Genomic DNA, 16,722 nt, shown 5'->3' with positions numbered 1-16,722 from the left:
ATAATGATAATGTATTTCGACAGAAAGGAATAAAATCCTTTTATTTTTATCTGCCTAAAATTTCTTTTACACTTTTTTCAACTGCCGCTCTCTCCACCAGCCAGTAACTGGCTCCACCGATATAAGCCGGCCGGCCCGGCAGAGTAGCCGTTTTGACCTGGTAACCCTCGATAGTCAAAAAAGCCTCAGCCAGCTGGCTTTTTTCCTGCCAGGATAGATTGCTGGTCACCGCCTGATTGATTTTCAGCCAGACCTGAGGCAGCCGCCCCAGGTTTTGCGGCTTTCTGGCTTCCTGCCAGATCGCCTGGAGCAGTTTTTGCTGCCGCCGGGTGCGGCCGATGTCTGCCTGGGGGTCATGGCGAAAACGGGCATAGCCCGCAGCCTGCTGACCATTGAGTCTGTGCCAGCCTTTTTTGAGATTGATTTCCCCCAGGTCATCCCGCCAGTACATATCTTTTTCCACATAGATAGTTACCCCTCCCAGGGCATCTACTACCTGAGCCAATCCTGCTATATCAGTGATAATATAGCGTTCAATAGCAGTACCCAGCAGGTGATTAACTGCCAGCAACAACCCATCGATTTTCCATTTGAAATAGACCCGGTTAATTCTCCCCATCACACCATCAGGCTGCAATACCCGGGTATCGCGGGGAATGGAAAGAGCGCCAATCTGCTTCTTCTCGGGATCTACCCGCACGGCGATAATGGAATCACTGCGAGGGGTAGGATCGTGAGGGCGCTTGTCCAGTCCTACCAGAAGTACGGTAAAACCCGGTAGCTGGGGTTTACGTACTGCCTGACCGCTAATGGGAGGAGAAATTTTCCCTTCCCGGTACCACCAGATTCCTGCCCCAAAAAGGATGAAAATCAGCAATATCCCCAGCGTACGCCGCATTTCAGGCTACCTCCCTTCTCTGGCCATAGAGCCAGCGCAAGATGAAGCCTCCTGCCAGGAGGGCAGTAAAAGAGTAATAGAGATTGATGCCTGACAGGCCGATAGCCAGTAAACCCAGACTGCAAGTTCCGCCATAGAGGACCAGTACCGCCTGCCGCTGGCTTAAACCCCAATCCAGCAGACGGTGATGCAAATGCCCCCGATCGGGGACAAAAACGCCCTGCCCGTTGGCCCGCCGCCGGATAATCGCCAGTAGGACATCACTGATGGGCAAGGCCAGGATAAGCACCGGCACCAGAATGCGTACCAGGGAGAGGGCACCAGCCATTCCTTCCAGAGTTATGGCCGCCAGAGTAAATCCCAGCAACATACTGCCTGTATCCCCGAGAAAAATGCGGGCTGGATGAAAATTGTAAAAGAGAAAGCCCAGTACCGCCCCGGCCAGCACCAGGGCCAGCCGGGCCGCCCGCCATTCTCCTGCCCCGGCAAAAAGCAAGGCCAGAAAAAGGCTGGCAAAAAGAGTAATCCCGCCTGCCAGTCCATCTAAACCATCAGTCAGGTTAATAGTATTGATCAGACCGACGATCCAGAGGATAGAAAATACCGCTCCCAGGCCATCAATATAGAACAGGCCACCAAAAGGATTCACAGCCCACTGACTGTAAAAACCATAGCCCACCAGAATCAGGGCCGCAGCCAGCTGGCCCAGCAGTTTATGCCAGGCTTTCATCCCCCGCCAGTCATCGATTATGCCCAGTAATACCAGCCACAAACTGCTCAAAATCAGCCCTGCCAGCCGGGAATCCAGCCCTACCGCCAGGGGCCAGCCAATAAACAAGCCCAGAGCTATCCCCAGTCCCCCCAGGCGGGGTATAGGCCGGGCATGAATATGACGTCCTCCCGGTTGGGCCACCGCCCCCATTTTTTCGGCTAATTCCATCACCAGGGGCATTGACGCCCAGGTCAAAGCCAGTGCCAGGAAAAAAGGCATAATAACCACCTCCACAGTAATAACTTGCCCCGGCTGACAGGATTTTTTTCATTTGAAGCGAAAACTATAGAGGAGGAGGGGATAAAATGCTGATTGCAGAAATCATGACACCCCAGCCGGTCAGCATCAGTGCTGATGCCCAGGTTGGGCAGGCTCTGGAGTTGATGCGCACTCACAGTGTCCGGCATTTGCCGGTAATCACCAGGGAGGGCAAACTGGTTGGCCTGCTCAGTGAAACCGATATCCTGCGCCTTTTTCCGCGCAAGGAGTTGAGCAAGTATGAAGCCAACTTGCTGGGCCGGACCCCGGTCCGACAAATCATGAAAACCGATCCCCATTTTATTGAACCAACCGCCACGGTTGAAGCAGCAGCCCATCTCTTTGCCAGCTGCCATCTCGATTGCCTGCCTGTAGTGGAAAATCAACGCCTGGTGGGTATTATCACCGAAACCGATGTTTTTCGCATTTTTGCCACCGCTTTCGGTTTTGCCGAACCCGGTACCAGGGTAACCATCGCCCTCCATCCTCGCAAGGGTTTTTTAGCCAGCCTGATCGCTGCCCTTGATAAGTACAATCTCTGGGTGGAGAAACTGGTGGTTTTACCCGATGAAATTGTGCTCAAGCTGGCCCAGGAGGATGAAGAGCTGGTAAAATGCGCCCTCAGCGAAGCCGGTTTTCAGGTCCTCCATCTTACCAGTGATCCGCTGGCCTGTCCCTGGACCTAAAAAACCCCCTGGCCTTACCTGCCGGTAAGGTCAGGGGGTTTGACTTAGAAGTAGCGCCAGGTTATATAGATATGGCTTATAACAATCGAAAGCAGCATCAAGGGGAAGGCTACCAGCATAAAGCGCAGGAAACCAATGGGTTTACCCTGACTCTCAGCCATTCCCGCTACAATCACGTTGGCTGAAGCACCTACCAGGGTGCCATTGCCGCCCAGGCAGGCTCCCAGAGCCAGCGACCACCAGAGGGGTTCCAGATTGGCAATCCCGCCGCTCAGGCCTACCTCCTTGATCAAAGGAATCATAGTAGCTACAAAGGGAATGTTATCCACAAATGCCGAAGCCAGAGCTGCCACCCAGAGAATCAATCCTGCCGCCAGCTCCGTTTCCCCGCTGGTGACAGTCAGAGTCCACTGGGCCAGCCGGCTGATTACTCCCGTTTCCACCAGGCCACCTACCAGGACAAACAGGCCTACAAAAAAGAAAATGGTTCCCCATTCCACTGTATGAAAAGCTTCCTCCAGATCAATCCGGGAGAGCAACAGCAAGAGTACCGCTCCCCCCATGGCAATGGTGGCTGATTCAATATGAAAAACCTGGTGCAGGAAAAAGCCCAGAATGGTCAAGGCCAGTACTCCCAAAGATTGATAAAGCAATGGTCCCTTTTTCAGTTCTCGCGCCGGATCCAGCTGTAACAGCCGCTGCCGGGTCTCCTCATCGATAACCAGCTGGCGCCGGTAAATCAAAACCAGAATCGGCAAGGTAACTGCCATAACAATAATCGCCACCGGGCCAAGGTGCAGCATGAAATCAAGGAAACTCAGCTCCTTGACGGCACTACCGATCATAATGTTGGGTGGGTCCCCGATGAGAGTCGCCGTTCCACCTACGTTGGAAGCGATGATCTCGCTGATGAGAAAGGGTATAGGGCTAATCCCCATTTCCCGGCAGAGAGTAAAGGTAACGGGTGCAACCAGCAAAACCGTGGTGACATTATCCAGAAAAGCGGAAGCGCCCGCAGTTAAAAGACTCAGGTAAACCAGCAAAGCTAACGGCCGCCCCTTGGCCAGCCGCACAGATGTCAGGGCCAGATACTCAAAAACACCGGTTTTGCGAATAATCCCCACAATGATCATCATCCCGATCAATAAGCCAAGGGTATTAAAATCCACATGATGTAACCCCTGCTCCTGGGTCTCTAAACCCAGCAAAATCATAGCCAGACCACCGGCCAGGGCTACAGCTGTGCGTGGCAGTTTTTCCGCCACAATCAGCGCATAGGTGAGAAGAAAAATTCCCGTCGCCAGTTCCATTTTCCCTATCATTTCCTGCCTCCTTTCTTTTTTACCCTTCTATTATAAATTAAAAATTCATATATTGAAAATAGTGACTCCATACTGATGAAGGAGAGGTGGGTGGAAAATGAACATCTTCAGATGGGTACTGGTTATGCTTATTTCCTTGCTCCTGGCAGGTTGCAGCCTCAGCAAAGAAGCCAAACCCCCTATCACTGAAAAAAAATTAACCCCGGTCCGTTTGACCGAAGCTGTGCGCAGTGTCTATTATGCTCCCCAGTATGTAGCCTTCAGCCAGGGCTTTTTTCAGGCCGAACACCTGGAAGTTCAGCTTCAAACTGCCTGGGGCGGAGATAAATCTCTAGCTTCCCTGTTCAAGCAGGAAACTGATTTTATCCTGGCCGGGCCTGACCTGGTCCTTCAGGCTCGCCGCCAGCACCCTCCTCTGCGGGAATTGCCCGTGGTTTTCGCCCAGTTAACCCGCCGGGATGGTTCCTTTTTAATTGGCCGCCAGCCTGAACCTGATTTCACCTGGAACAATCTCAAAGGCAAAATGGTTATCACCAGCCGCCGGGGAAGCATGCCGGAAATGTCCCTCGCCTGGCTCTTGCAGCAACAGGGGATTAAACCATATAGGGATGTTACGCTGGTGCAAAATATCCCCTCCGAATGGGTAGAAGGAGCTTTTGTCAGCGGCAGTGGCCATTATCTGCAGGCCTTCGAACCGCTAGCTTCTAAACTGGAAAACCAGGGGCAGGGAAAGGTGGTGGCCTCGCTGGGCCAGGCTGGGCCAGAATTGCCTTTTGCGGTTTATCTGAGCTTATCCTCCACTCTGGAATTAAAAAAGACCTCCACCCTGGCCTTCCTGCGGGCCCTGGCCCGGGCCCAGCGCTGGGTGGCAGAACATACCCCGACCGATACGGCCGCTGCCATCAAGCCCTTCTTCCCCGAATACAGCCAGGCAGAACTGGAGCAAATGCTTACCCGCTATTATCAGGCCGGAGTCTGGGCCGAAAGTCCTCTCCCTGCCGCAACTGCTTTTAATAATCTCCAGGAAATGATGGTCAGTACCGGCCAGCTGGCTGCTCCTCTGCCAGAAAAGGAGTTGGTCAATCCAGAGCCGGCCCGCTCAGCCCTGTCCCATTAAAAATTAAAAACATTTGTCCTTGAGCAAATAATATCTCCCCTGTTTGTCAATTCTGCCGCTTTCCTTCAGTTCTTTTAAGGCCTGGACCACAATTACCCGGGAAACTCCCAGCATATCGGCCAGGTCCTGCTGGGTCAGCTGAACCTGGATCACCGTCCCCTGGGGAGTGGAACGACCATGCTCCCGGGCCAGCCGGACCAGTAACTTGCTCAGGCGTACCGGCACGGTATCGGTCAATAACTCCCCCTTGCTTTCCAGAGCCTGATAAAACTTGCTCCCCAGATAGCTAATTAACTGCATGGTCAGGCGGGGCTGAGCCAGCACCGCCTTTTCCAGCTGCTGTCTGCTGATGGTACAGCAGCGGGTGTTCTCCAGAGCGATCGCAGTTACCGGCCAGTTTTGCACTGAAAACAGGTTTTCTTCCCCCAGTACATCCCCTTTGCCAGCAATATCAACAATCACTTCCCTGCCTTCTTCTGTAAACTGGATCAGTTTGACAGAACCCTCTTTGAGCAGAAATACCGTTTCCGCCGGTTCCCCTTGCCGAAACAGTTCCTCCCCTTTTTCCAGGTGCCTTTTCCCTGTATTCTGGCAAATATGCTGGAAAAGATCTTCCTGTACCCCGGCAAAAAGGGGAATATCCCGCAGACAAAAAGCGCATTCCTCCCGCAACACAACCCTCACCTCCAGAATCCCTTGTTTATATTCTCCACTAAATCCCCAATCCCTGCCAGGTCTAACTTTTTCCTCTACCGGTCATACTATGAAAGAAACACAAGCAACAGAAAGGGGATTGGCATGGAGGATAAAATCTATGATATCGCCATCATCGGCTGCGGCCCCGCTGGCCTTTCAGCCGCCATCAATGGTCAGATTCGCCGTAAGTCCATCATCCACTTCGGGACAGATTTTTGTTCCCCTAAATTACATAAAGCCCCCCGGGTGGACAATTACCTGGGCCTGCCGGAAATGAGCGGAGATGAAATGCGCCAGCGTTTTCTCGCCCATTACCAGAGTCTGGGGCTCAATATCCTGCCCCAGCAGGTTACTCAGGTCGCACCTCAGGGAGAAGTTTTTGGCCTGCTGGCCAAAAATGAATTCTACCAGGCCAGAACGGTGATTATCGCCACCGGCATACCTATGGCCCGCTTTTTGCCTGGAGAACAGGAACTGCTGGGCAAAGGAGTAGGCTATTGTGCCACTTGCGATGGTCCCCTTTATCAGGGTAAAACAGTAGCCTACATAGCCGAAAATCCCAAAGGGGAAGAAGAACTGCCTTTCTTGACCCAGATCTGCGGCAAAGTCTACTATCTTCCCCTTTATGAAAAGAATATAGGTTTTCAAGCTGCCAATCTGGAGGTTGTGTTCATTAAGCCCAGGGCAATCCATGGTCAGGATAAGGTGGAGGCCCTGGAGCTGGCCGACGGTACCCGGCTGACAGTGGATGGAGTTTTTCTGGAAAAAGAGACCTTACCACCCGGTCAACTGATTCCAGGGCTAGAGCTGGAGGATAACCATATTAAAGTCAACCGCCAGCAAGAAACCAATCTCCCAGGTGTTTTTGCCGCCGGGGACTGTACCGGTACCCCCTACCAGCTGGCCAAGGCTGTAGGAGAAGGGCTGGTAGCGGCTCTGGCAGCAGTGCGCTATCTGGATCGACAGCAATAAAAACAAGGGCCCCGGTCATGACCGGGGCTTTAACATGGGGAGAGGATGGATGAGTGGGTGTGGGTCTATGGTATTGGAGTTCAAAAATGAACTCCAAACTTGTAAACTTTTTTACATTTTCGCTAATGAGTGTTATTATCGTTTACCGCAACTTAATTATATCCTCTCCCCCGCTTCTTGTCAATATCACTGGCTAAAGGCGATTAACAAAAATAACCCGTAAAAAATACCGCCTGCCAGCAAGGTAAAGGCACTAATCCTGCCTTTAATGTTCATCAAAAGATAAACATAACCTGCGGAGGCCAGAGCAAAAAAGGAGCTAATCAGCGGTAAAGAAGGCCAGGTAAATTGCCAGGGAGTCAGGAAGATCCCCAGAGCAGGAATAACTGAACTCTGGAAAACCATTGCCCCGGAAATATTGCCCAGCGCCAGAGTGTCCCTTCCCTGCCGAATCCAGATTACTGAATTGAACTTTTCCGGTAACTCAGTGGCAATGGGCGTGATAATCAGGGACAGGACCAGCGGCGAAATACCCCAGTGTCCCGAAAGAACTTCCAGAGATTTGACGAAATACTCAGCCCCCAGTACAATAGCCCCTAAAGCAGTTACAACCTGTAACAGGATTATGCCCAGGGCGGGGTTGGGATTATTTCTGGCAAAGGTGAGAGGAGAAAGGCATTCACATTCTACCCCTTCCTCATCCTGAATGGTTTTATAAGCATAAATAATATAGGCTCCCAGCAAGGCCACTGCCACTGCCAGTTTCAACTGCCTTATAGTCAGGAATGAAGCCACAATGGCCAGAGCATAGACCAGCAAGAAGAAACGCAAATCCCGGCCAACTACCCTCTTATCCACTGTCATCCAGGTGCGGCTGGGGCGCCGATAGGCAAAAGCCAGAGCTGCCAGCCCGGACACACAAAAAGCCAGGGTTCCCAGCATAAACGGAGCTCCCAGAATAGCTCCAATACCGATTTCTGTACCAGCCTCCCGGCCAGCGTTGAAGAGAATGGCTATAATGGGTACCAGGGTTTCCGGCAGGGCCGTCCCCACCGCTGCCAGAATACTGCCCACCGCCCCTTCGTTCATTCCTAATCGTTTCCCCAGCCATTCCACCCCGTTGGTGAACAGCTCTGCTCCTAACAAAATTACTCCCAAACTGACCAGGAGAATACCGATTTCCAGCATGCCTCAGCCTCCGTTCTCCTCAGTAATTCCTGCGGCCCGGGCCAGCCAGTCCCATACTTCTTCCCGACCCTGCCTGGTCTCTGCCGAAAAGGGCAGCAGCTGGTGTTCCGGTTTTAACCCCAGCTCATTCCTGATAATCTTCAGGTGTTTGGCCCATTGCCCCCGGCTGATTTTATCCGCCTTGGTGGCTACCACCAGGGTCGGTTTGTTGAAGTAGCAGAGCCAGTCATACATCATCACGTCATCCCGGGTAGGGGGATGGCGAATATCCACCAGCAGCACCACTGCCACCAGTTCCCGGCGTTGATTGAGATAGGCTTCAATAAAACGTCCCCAGCGCTCCCGTTCCGCCCTGGAAACCCGGGCAAAACCATAGCCGGGCAAATCCACGAGGTAAAGCAGGTCATTGACACTATAAAAATTGATGGTCTGGGTTTTGCCCGGCTGGGAACTGGTACGGGCCAGGTTTTTTCTCTGCACCAGGGTATTGATAAGAGAAGATTTGCCCACATTGGAACGGCCGGCGAAGGCAATTTCCGGCCGGCCGTCCTGAGGATATTGTTCTGCTTTGACTGCACTAACAGTATATTCTGCCTTAATGATTTTCATGCTGTTCCTCACCACACCTGGGAGCTTCGGTTTCATTCCAGACTATGGCTTCTTTCAAGACCTGGTCCATATGGTCAACCAGGACGAACTTGAGCTTTTTGCGCACATTCGCTGGAATTTCCTCCAGGTCTTTCTTGTTTTCGCTGGGTAAAATTACCGTGGTAATTCCGGCCCGGTGGGCAGCCAGCACTTTTTCCTTGACCCCGCCTATGGGCAGAACCCGTCCCCGCAGGGTAATTTCCCCCGTCATGGCTACATCACAGCGCACCGGTTTGTTGAGCAGAGCTGAAGCCAGGGCCGTGGCCATGGTAATCCCCGCCGAAGGCCCATCCTTGGGAATAGCTCCCTCCGGTACGTGGATATGGATATCAGTGTTTTCGTGGAATTCAGGGTCAATTCCCAGCTGTTCGGCCCGGGAGCGCACATAGGTAAAGCCTGCCTGGGCCGACTCTTTCATGACATCCCCCAGCTTGCCTGTCAGGGTGAGCTTGCCCTTTCCTTTCATCAGGGAAACCTCAATGGCCAGGGTGTCTCCCCCTACTTCCGTCCAGGCCAGACCGGTAGCTACTCCCACTTCATTGGCCTTTTCCGCTGTACCATAGCGGAAACGGGGAATACCAAGGTATTGCTCCAGATTCTGCACCGTGACCTTGACGGTTTCTGCCTCTTCCTGTACAATCTGACGGGCCGCTTTCCGGCAGAGAGCAGCCACTTGCCGTTCCAGGTTGCGAACCCCGCTCTCCTTGGTATACTGCCGGATGATGCGGCGGATAACATTTTCCGAAACCTGCAATTGTTCCGGTTTCAGCCCATGTTCCTTGACCTGCTTGGGCAAAAGATAACGCAGGGCGATTTGTACTTTTTCCTCCTCGGTATAACCGCTGACATGAATTACTTCCATCCGGTCCAGCAAAGGCCGCGGAATGCTATACAGATTGTTGGCAGTAGTGATAAACATCACCTTGGATAAATCAAAGGGCACTTCCAGGTAGTGATCGACAAAATTAGCATTTTGTTCCGGGTCCAGCACTTCCAGCAGAGCCGCCGACGGGTCTCCCCGAAAGTCCATGGACATTTTATCGATTTCGTCCAGACAGAAAACTGGGTTTTTGGACCCTGCCTGTTTGATACCCTGAATGATGCGGCCAGGCAATGCGCCTACATAGGTGCGGCGATGGCCGCGGATTTCCGCTTCATCCCGTACCCCACCCAGGGACATGCGAATATATTTGCGCTCTAACGCCCGGGCTATGGATTTGACCAGGGAGGTTTTGCCCACCCCCGGCGGGCCTACCAGACAGAGAATAGGACCTTTCATCTTCTTGGCCAGTTTGCGAATAGCCAGATATTCAAGGATGCGCTCCTTGACCTTTTCCAGGCCGTAATGGTCCTCATCCAGAATCTGTTCTGCCCGTTTGATGTCAATGCGATCTCTGGTTTCTTTGGCCCAGGGCATAGCCAGGAGCCAGTCCAGATATGTACGAATCACAGCGGTCTCTGCCACCATGGGAGGCATTTTTTCCAGCCGCTCTACCTCTTTCAAGGCTTTTTCCTCTACTTCTTTCGGCATTTTGGCGGCCTTGATCTTTTCCCGGTATTCCTCACTTTCTGCTACCCGTTCGTCCTTTTCTCCCAGCTCCTTCTGGATGGCCTTGATTTGCTCCCGCAAATAGTACTCCCGCTGGGACTTTTCCATCTGTTTGCGGACGCGGATATTGATGCGCCGTTCCAGCTCCACGATTTCCAGTTCCTTGCCGACGATTTCACAGAGTTTTTCCAGCCGTTCTGCCACGGAGAATGCTTCCAGGATAGCCTGCTTTTCTTCTACCTTCAGACTCAGGTGGGAAGCAATGATATCCGCCAGACGCCCAGGTTCGTCCAGATTGATCAGTCCGGCCAGAGTTTCCGGAGGAATTTTTTTACTGATCTTAACGTATTGCTCAAACTGGTTGAGCAAAGTACGCATCAGGGCTTCAGTTTCCGGGGTTTTTCTTTCTTCATCCATATGTTCTTCGACTTCAACCTGGAAGAATGGTTCTTCCGCTATGTACTTTCGAATCCGTGCCCGGGCCAGACCTTCCACCAGCACCCGAATGGTACCTCCCGGTAATTTGAGCAATTGCTTGACTTCCGCAATGGTTCCAATAGCATAAACATCTTCCGGACCGGGATTATCATTTTGTGCTTCTTTTTGAGTGGTCAGGAAAATCAAGCGCTCCTGAGTCATGGCCTCATCGATGGCTCTGATGGATTTTTCCCGTCCCACATCGAGATGAATGACCATGTGAGGAAAGACCAGAATACCGCGCAGAGGCAGCAATGGTAGTGTCTTGTTTTCTTTACTGGCAGCAGCTGCCATATTTTCACCTCCAAACCCCTATGACACTATCGTTAGTATATTCTATCATAAGATTTTTCATCAAACAAACAGTACATAATAATGGGGGAGGTGAGCAGGATATGGCAAATCCCACAATTTCCACTCTATTAGAAAAAAATATCAAATTCCTTGAAAATCTTTTCAGCCTCAGCTCCGATTTGCAAATCCGATCCTTTCATACCCGCCATGGTAAAGGGGCCCTGGTGTTTTTTGAGTCCCTGGTCACTAAAAAGACCGTCAGTGATCAGGTTCTTGCTCCCCTTCTTCTGCATCTACCCAAACTGGAAATGATTAATTATGAATCCCTCCTGACCATCCATGCTCTGGAAAAATACGATAGCTGGCAGGAAGCCATTCCGGCCCTACTCAATGGTAGCTGTTTGCTTTTATTGCAAAACCAGCGTTCCTGTTATGGCCTGGAAGTTAAAGGCTATCCTGAGCGTCAGGTAACTGAACCGGAATCGGAAACAGTAGTCCGTGGTCCCCGGGAAGGTTTTGTGGAAAATCTGTTGACCAATATCAGCCTGATTCGGCGCCGGCTCAATACTGTCGACCTGAAAGTGGAATTAATGGAAATCGGTGACCTGGCACCGACCAAAGTCGCTGTTATCTATCTGACCAGCACCACCCGCACCGATCTGGTCCTGGAAGTAAAAAAACGCCTGCAGGCCATCAAATTGCCTACCGTCCTGGAGTCAGGTTATCTGGAGGAGTTTATTGAAGATAACAAATACAGTGTCTTTCCCCAAATCGCCCATACTGAACGGCCTGACCGGGTGGTAGCCAATTTGCTGGAGGGCAGGGTGGCCATCTTATGTGACGGCACTCCTTTTGTGCTGATTATCCCCACTACCTTTAACCAGTTCTGGCAGGCCAATGAGGATTATTATGAACGCTATCCCATTGCTTCACTGATTCGTACTATTCGTCTGGCTTCCTTGCTTTTGTCCTTGCTGTTGCCTTCCCTTTTTGTGGCGGTAATCAGCTTTCATCCGGAAATGCTGCCTACTGTTTTACTCCTGAATTTTATGCAACAACGGGAAGGCGTCCCTTTTCCCATCTTTGTCCAGGCATTGATCATGGAAGTTTCTTTCGAAGCCCTGCGGGAAGCCGGGGTGCGCTTACCCCGGGCCGTGGGTCAGGCTGTCAGTATTGTCGGGGCTCTGGTTATCGGTGAAGCAGCGGTCAAGGCTGGCCTGGTAGCTCCTGCCATGGTAATCATGGTGGCAGTTACCGGTATTGCATCCTTTGCTGCCGGCAATTACCCCCTGGCTATCGCTATGCGGCTTTTGCGCTTCCCCATGTTAGCTTTAGCAGCTATCCTTGGCCTTTATGGCATTATGCTTGGGGTAATAATGATAGTGCTGCATGTTACCAGCCTGCATTCTTTCGGACAGCCCTATATGTCACCGATCGCTCCCCTTAATATTCAAGGTCTGAAGGATTTTATTCTGCGGGTACCCATCTGGTTTAACAGGAGGCAAAAAACATGACTCCCTGGCAAGCGATTCTGCTGGGCGTTTCCGCTATCTTTTCCACATCTATTCTATTCGTACCGGCTATTACCACCCATCATGCCCTGAATGACAGCTGGTTATCTGCTGTACTGGCTACTCTGGCCAGCTTCTTGCTGGCCGAAATCCAGGTCAGACTCCAATCTTATTATCCCGGTCAACATTTACTGAGCATCCTGCGCCAGACATGGGGCAAACTGGGCTGGCTTATTGGTCTTGGCTATGCTTTCTGGTTCTTCCATGTTACCATTGAAGTCTTTCAGGAATTTACTACCATCCTGGTGGCGGTCTTTATGCCGGAAACGCCTAAAATGATTTTTTTCCTGACCATTCTGGTTCCCATTCTCTACTGCCTGAACCTGGGAATTCAGACCCTGGCCCGGACTGCAGAAATTTTTCTGCCTGTTTCTTTTATATTTTTCGTAATTTTAGCTCTCCTGGCTTTACCTAATTATCAGTTTGATAACCTGCTTCCCTTTCTGGACCGGGGCTTTTTGCCGGTGCTGAAAGGTGCAGTTACTCCTGCCAGCTGGTTTGCGGAAATAGTCTGTCTATCTTTTCTCATCTATCATGGTAATCAACAAACCCAAAGACGGGGGCGAAAAATTGGCTATGGAATCATAGCCATCTGTGGATTTTTGTTTACCATAAATGTTATCGGGATTGTTTCCATTTTCGGCCCCTTATATGTCCGTAAACTGGTTTTCCCAACTTTGAGTGGAGCCAGGGTAATTTCCCTTTTTAATTTTCTGGAAAGACTGGAATCCCTTTTTCTTTCCTTCTGGATTCTTACAGTATTCGTTAAACTGGCAATCTGGTACTGGTTGACCTGTTTTGCTATCAAGGATATTTTTAATCTCAAAAGCCGGGAAGTAACTATTGGTTTGCTGCTATTACCTCTAATGGTCGCATCCAATTATTTTCTCTATGATAATATTTCCCAGCTGGTTGCCTTTCTGGGTGGCATCTGGCCAGTCTATACCCTGCTGACCTTTGGTTTTGTCATTCCCTTTTGTTTGCTGTTATGGCTGGCAGGCCGTAAACTGCTCTTTCCCCTCCTGATTTTTCTGCTGCTTCTTAATAGCGGCTGCTGGAGTATTAAAGAATTAAACCGCCGCGCAGTAGCACTGGGCCTGGCCATCGACCCCGGCCCCGGTAACACCCTGCGCCTGACGGCAGAAGTAATAAAACCTGAACAAAGTGCCGGGGAAGTAGCCCCAACCCAGCGCCGGATCCTGGTTTCCAGCAGTGGGGAAACGATTTTTGCTGCGGCCCGCAATTTATCCCTCTCGGTATCCCGGGAACTCTACTGGGGGCATGTTATTGCGGTTTTGATTAACGAAGATCTGGCCAGAGAAAATCCGGGCAAACTGCTGGATTTTTTCACCCGTTACCCGGAAATCCGGGAAAATGTCTGGCTTTTTGTTACTAAAGGTTCAGCAGCCAGATTTCTGGCTGCCAGACCGCAATTTGAAACTTCCATGGCCCAGCAAATCGGGTTTCTGGCTACCACTTCCGGTGGCTATAGCCTCAGACTATATCAGTTCATTAATCAATGGATCGATCCGGAAATAACTCCGGTCCTGGGTTTACTGGAATTGAAAGGACAGAATCCTGTTTTCGGGGGACTGGCTGTTTTTGACAATTCTCGACTGAAAGGGTTTTTATCGGTCAATGAAATGCGGGCTTATATGTGGTTGAACAATGAAATCAAAAACGGGGCAATCACCATTGACCTGAGAAACAATAAGAAATTAACAGTACAGATTCGCCTGGCCGAATGCAGCAAGGAACTGGTCAAATCCCGGCCCTTAACCTTTAAACTTAAGATCAGACTAAAAGCCAATTTAACCGAACAACAAACCCATATCAATTTAGCTGACCCTGAAGCTTATAAAAAAGTGGAAAAATTATTGGCCCGGGATTTGACCATCCGCCTCAACAGCACCATTAACAAATTCAAACACTGGCAGGTTGACCCGCTGGGCCTGGGCAAAACCTTCCATCGCCAGCAGCATCACCTCTGGCATCAATATGAAAAGAACTGGCCTGACCTGATTGCCAGCAGCCAGATCCTGATTCAGGTCAATGTCAATCTGGAAAATATCGGCCTTACCAGTCAATCCTTTACAAGGGAGGAAACGAGATGACCCCCAGTGGACTGCTCTGGTTCAGTTTTTTGGCGATTCTGGCTGCCAGCTTACCTGCAGTTTTTCGTTTCTGGCAACAGGAAAGTTCCCGTACCGCAAAAATCCTGCTCAGCCTGCTCTGGTTAAGCGGAATTGGCTTATTAATGCTGGCAGCTCTGGCACTAACTTTACCTAATCTGGATCAATTTGTCACCAGACTCTTTCAGCCTCTTGCCCACAAAATCGGCCTGATATGATATAATAGCCCTTGTAAGGGAGGGCTAACCATGGTCAATTACCGCTTGAAATATCCCCTCTTGCTTTTTCTACTGGCTACTGCTGTCAGCAGCCTGCTCTGGTGGTGGCAACCCCAGGTTATTTTCACCGCTGCTGCTGTGTTCAAATCAGAACAGGTCGGTTATACGCCTCTGCAGCTTAATCCAAACCAGCGCCTGCTGGTGATCGCCCCTCATCCTGATGATGAGGTGCTGGCCACCGGGGGTTTGCTGGCGATGGCTCACGCCCAGGGCCTGCCCGTCAAAGTAATCGTGGTAACTATGGGCGACAGTTTTAAACTGGCCTGTGAACACAGCAGCGGTAAAATAGAACCGACTGCAGCTGATTTTTTCCGTCTCGGCCTGCAGAGGTGGCAGGAAAGCAGGCAAGGACTGACCCGCCTGGGTCTTAAACCTGACCAGCAAGCCGTCTACCTGGGTTTTCCTGATGGAGGCCTGCGTTTCCTCTGGGAACAATCCTGGCAAAAACCCCGGCTCAGCGGCGGAGTGCGTACCGATAAAGTCCCCTATCCCCAGGCCAGACAGCCCGGTCTGAGTTATACAGGAGAAAATCTGCTCCAGTCCCTGCAGGCAGAAATTCGGGCTTTTCAACCTACGGATATCTTCTATCCGACTCCGGCTGATGAGCATCCCGACCACTGGGCGGTAGGCACCTTTACCGAAATAGCCCTGCAGGAATTACAGCTGCCCGTCAGGCGCCATACCTACCTGGTCCACCATGTGGCCTGGCCGGCATTGTGGGCAGCAGAACCAAACCGGGAGGCAGAACCGCCTCCACGCCTGGTCGGACCGGAATTCAACTGGGAAAGGCTGCTGTTAAATGATGAAGCCAAAACCGCCAAGGAACAGGCTCTGTCCGCCCACCGCTCCCAGTTGCAGGTGATGGGACCATATTTAAAAGGATTCTTGCGGGCATCAGAAATCTTTTTGGCCTGGTCCAAATACCAGTTGCCCTTTAGCATGCCCGATGGTGAACTGGATCATGTCCGGATGCGGTTAAAGCCGGGCCAGGATATCAAAGCCCTTGCCATCCAGCCCACAGCCTCAGGTTGGACTGCTAACTTACAGCTCTATGGAACCCCTGAACGCAGTAGTTCCTATCGTTTATACCTCTGGCTTTACCGAAATCAACATCCTCTGGCCCATCTGCTGCTGGAAAGGGATACTGCAAAGGTCCTCTGGGCAACTGCTGCGTACGACCTGGCAACAAAAAAAGTCCCCTTTCACTGGCAGGAAAAGGGACTGGAATGGCAAATACCTTCCGAACTATTAGGCCAGGCCAACCGGGTGTTGCTGGCCGGCATGACTGGCAGCAACGGCAAGCAAATTGCGGACAAAACCGGCTGGTACTGGGTAAAACTACAATGACATGGCCGCCAGGGTTTGACCCTGGCTTTTTTCTTCTCGCACCAGGATAGCATGCCGGATGACCTCGGAAATGTGTTTAACGGGAATTACTTCAATATCTTTGATTTCCGCCAGCAGCTGTTGATAGTTATCCTGGGGAATCAGCACTTTTTCTGCCCCGGCCTGACGGGCCGCTTCCACTTTGGCCACAATTCCACCTACTGGCCGCACCAGGCCTCTTAACGAGACTTCTCCGGTCATGGCTACCCGGTTGTCTACCGGTAAATTGCGCACTGCCGAATAAATGGCGGTCAGGATACTGATTCCGGCTGAAGGTCCATCGATAGGAGTGCCCCCGGGGAAATTGAGGTGAATGTCATAATCCAGGGCCTCAATCCCCAGGTAACGGCGAAGAACAGTAAGGACATTATCCACCGAAGCCCGGGCCATGGATTTGCGGCGCAGGGTCTTGCCCCCGCCCCCCAGTTCTTCTTCTTCCACCAGACCGGTCATCAGCACCCGCCCCGTCCCCGGAGTG

General features: G+C 51.4%; 15 protein-coding genes. 7 read left to right on the top strand and 8 right to left on the bottom strand.

Annotation, left to right across the window (positions count from 1 at the left end):
• Positions 1–46: 46 nt before the first annotated feature.
• Together JDF658_RS01435 and JDF658_RS01430 are read right to left on the bottom strand one after the other, a co-directional pair.
• Positions 47–898, bottom strand: a complete 852-nt coding sequence (locus tag JDF658_RS01435) for an LCP family protein (RefSeq protein WP_079906248.1) — start codon at positions 896–898, stop codon at positions 47–49.
• A 1-nt stretch (position 899) separates the two neighbouring features.
• Positions 900–1,889: a glycosyltransferase family 4 protein gene (locus JDF658_RS01430; RefSeq protein ID WP_079906247.1), complete on the bottom strand. Its 990-nt coding sequence runs from the start codon at positions 1,887–1,889 to the stop codon at positions 900–902.
• Between the two features lie 86 nt (positions 1,890–1,975).
• Between JDF658_RS01430 and JDF658_RS01425 the strand changes: the two genes are divergently transcribed.
• Positions 1,976–2,614: a CBS domain-containing protein gene (locus tag JDF658_RS01425; RefSeq protein WP_079906246.1), complete on the top strand. Its 639-nt coding sequence runs from the start codon at positions 1,976–1,978 to the stop codon at positions 2,612–2,614.
• A 44-nt stretch (positions 2,615–2,658) separates the two neighbouring features.
• Here the strand turns inward: JDF658_RS01425 and JDF658_RS01420 are convergent, their stop codons facing one another.
• Positions 2,659–3,936 carry an ArsB/NhaD family transporter gene (locus tag JDF658_RS01420; protein WP_079906245.1) on the bottom strand — a complete coding sequence of 426 codons (1,278 nt, stop codon included), beginning with the start codon at positions 3,934–3,936 and terminating at the stop codon, positions 2,659–2,661.
• 97 nt (positions 3,937–4,033) lie between these two features.
• Here JDF658_RS01420 and JDF658_RS01415 point away from each other — a divergent pair, with 97 nt between their 5' ends.
• Positions 4,034–5,053, top strand: coding sequence for an ABC transporter substrate-binding protein (locus JDF658_RS01415; RefSeq protein ID WP_079906244.1), 1,020 nt, complete (start codon positions 4,034–4,036; stop codon positions 5,051–5,053).
• A gap of 3 nt (positions 5,054–5,056) precedes the next feature.
• Here JDF658_RS01415 and JDF658_RS01410 read toward each other — a convergent pair whose 3' ends face one another.
• Positions 5,057–5,728 (bottom strand): Crp/Fnr family transcriptional regulator, encoded by a 672-nt coding sequence (locus JDF658_RS01410; protein ID WP_143311760.1) that lies wholly within the window; start codon positions 5,726–5,728, stop codon positions 5,057–5,059.
• Between the two features lie 123 nt (positions 5,729–5,851).
• Between JDF658_RS01410 and JDF658_RS01405 the strand changes: the two genes are divergently transcribed.
• Positions 5,852–6,721, top strand: coding sequence for an NAD(P)/FAD-dependent oxidoreductase (locus tag JDF658_RS01405; RefSeq protein WP_079906243.1), 870 nt, complete (start codon positions 5,852–5,854; stop codon positions 6,719–6,721).
• Positions 6,722–6,907: 186 nt separating this feature from the next.
• Here JDF658_RS01405 and JDF658_RS01400 read toward each other — a convergent pair whose 3' ends face one another.
• The 3 genes from JDF658_RS01400 to lon are packed head-to-tail and all read right to left on the bottom strand — an operon-like array spanning position 6,908 to position 10,877.
• Complete coding sequence (locus JDF658_RS01400) at positions 6,908–7,909, bottom strand: sodium:calcium antiporter (RefSeq protein ID WP_079906242.1); 1,002 nt, start codon at positions 7,907–7,909, stop codon at positions 6,908–6,910.
• Between the two features lie 3 nt (positions 7,910–7,912).
• Positions 7,913–8,518, bottom strand: a complete 606-nt coding sequence (gene yihA / locus JDF658_RS01395; protein ID WP_078664302.1) for a ribosome biogenesis GTP-binding protein YihA/YsxC — start codon at positions 8,516–8,518, stop codon at positions 7,913–7,915.
• Positions 8,505–10,877, bottom strand: coding sequence for an endopeptidase La (lon, locus tag JDF658_RS01390; RefSeq protein ID WP_079906241.1), 2,373 nt, complete (start codon positions 10,875–10,877; stop codon positions 8,505–8,507). Before lon ends, yihA begins: the two co-directional genes overlap by 14 nt.
• A gap of 101 nt (positions 10,878–10,978) precedes the next feature.
• Between lon and JDF658_RS01385 the strand changes: the two genes are divergently transcribed.
• The 4 genes from JDF658_RS01385 to JDF658_RS01370 are packed head-to-tail and all read left to right on the top strand — an operon-like array spanning position 10,979 to position 16,205.
• Positions 10,979–12,391, top strand: coding sequence for a spore germination protein (locus tag JDF658_RS01385; protein ID WP_159446522.1), 1,413 nt, complete (start codon positions 10,979–10,981; stop codon positions 12,389–12,391).
• Entirely contained in the window at positions 12,388–14,562 is a 2,175-nt protein-coding gene (locus JDF658_RS01380) for a Ger(x)C family spore germination protein (RefSeq protein ID WP_079906240.1), read from the top strand. Before JDF658_RS01385 ends, JDF658_RS01380 begins: the two co-directional genes overlap by 4 nt.
• The gene (locus JDF658_RS01375) at positions 14,559–14,798 is read left to right on the top strand and encodes a hypothetical protein (protein ID WP_079906239.1); all 240 of its coding nucleotides are present in this window, start codon (positions 14,559–14,561) and stop codon (positions 14,796–14,798) included. The genes JDF658_RS01380 and JDF658_RS01375 overlap by 4 nt, the downstream gene beginning before the upstream one ends.
• 30 nt (positions 14,799–14,828) lie before the next feature.
• Positions 14,829–16,205, top strand: coding sequence for a PIG-L deacetylase family protein (locus JDF658_RS01370; RefSeq protein WP_079906238.1), 1,377 nt, complete (start codon positions 14,829–14,831; stop codon positions 16,203–16,205).
• On the opposite strand, the gene JDF658_RS01365 is transcribed toward JDF658_RS01370, so the two are convergent.
• Positions 16,197–16,722: S16 family serine protease (locus tag JDF658_RS01365; RefSeq protein WP_278307343.1), on the bottom strand; the 526-nt coding region annotated here is incomplete at its 5' end. The two genes, JDF658_RS01370 and JDF658_RS01365, sit on opposite strands and share 9 nt — an antisense overlap.

The organism is Carboxydocella sp. JDF658 (genome assembly GCF_002049395.1).
GTDB lineage: Bacteria > Bacillota.
This window is presented reverse-complemented; position numbering and strand designations above follow the sequence as displayed.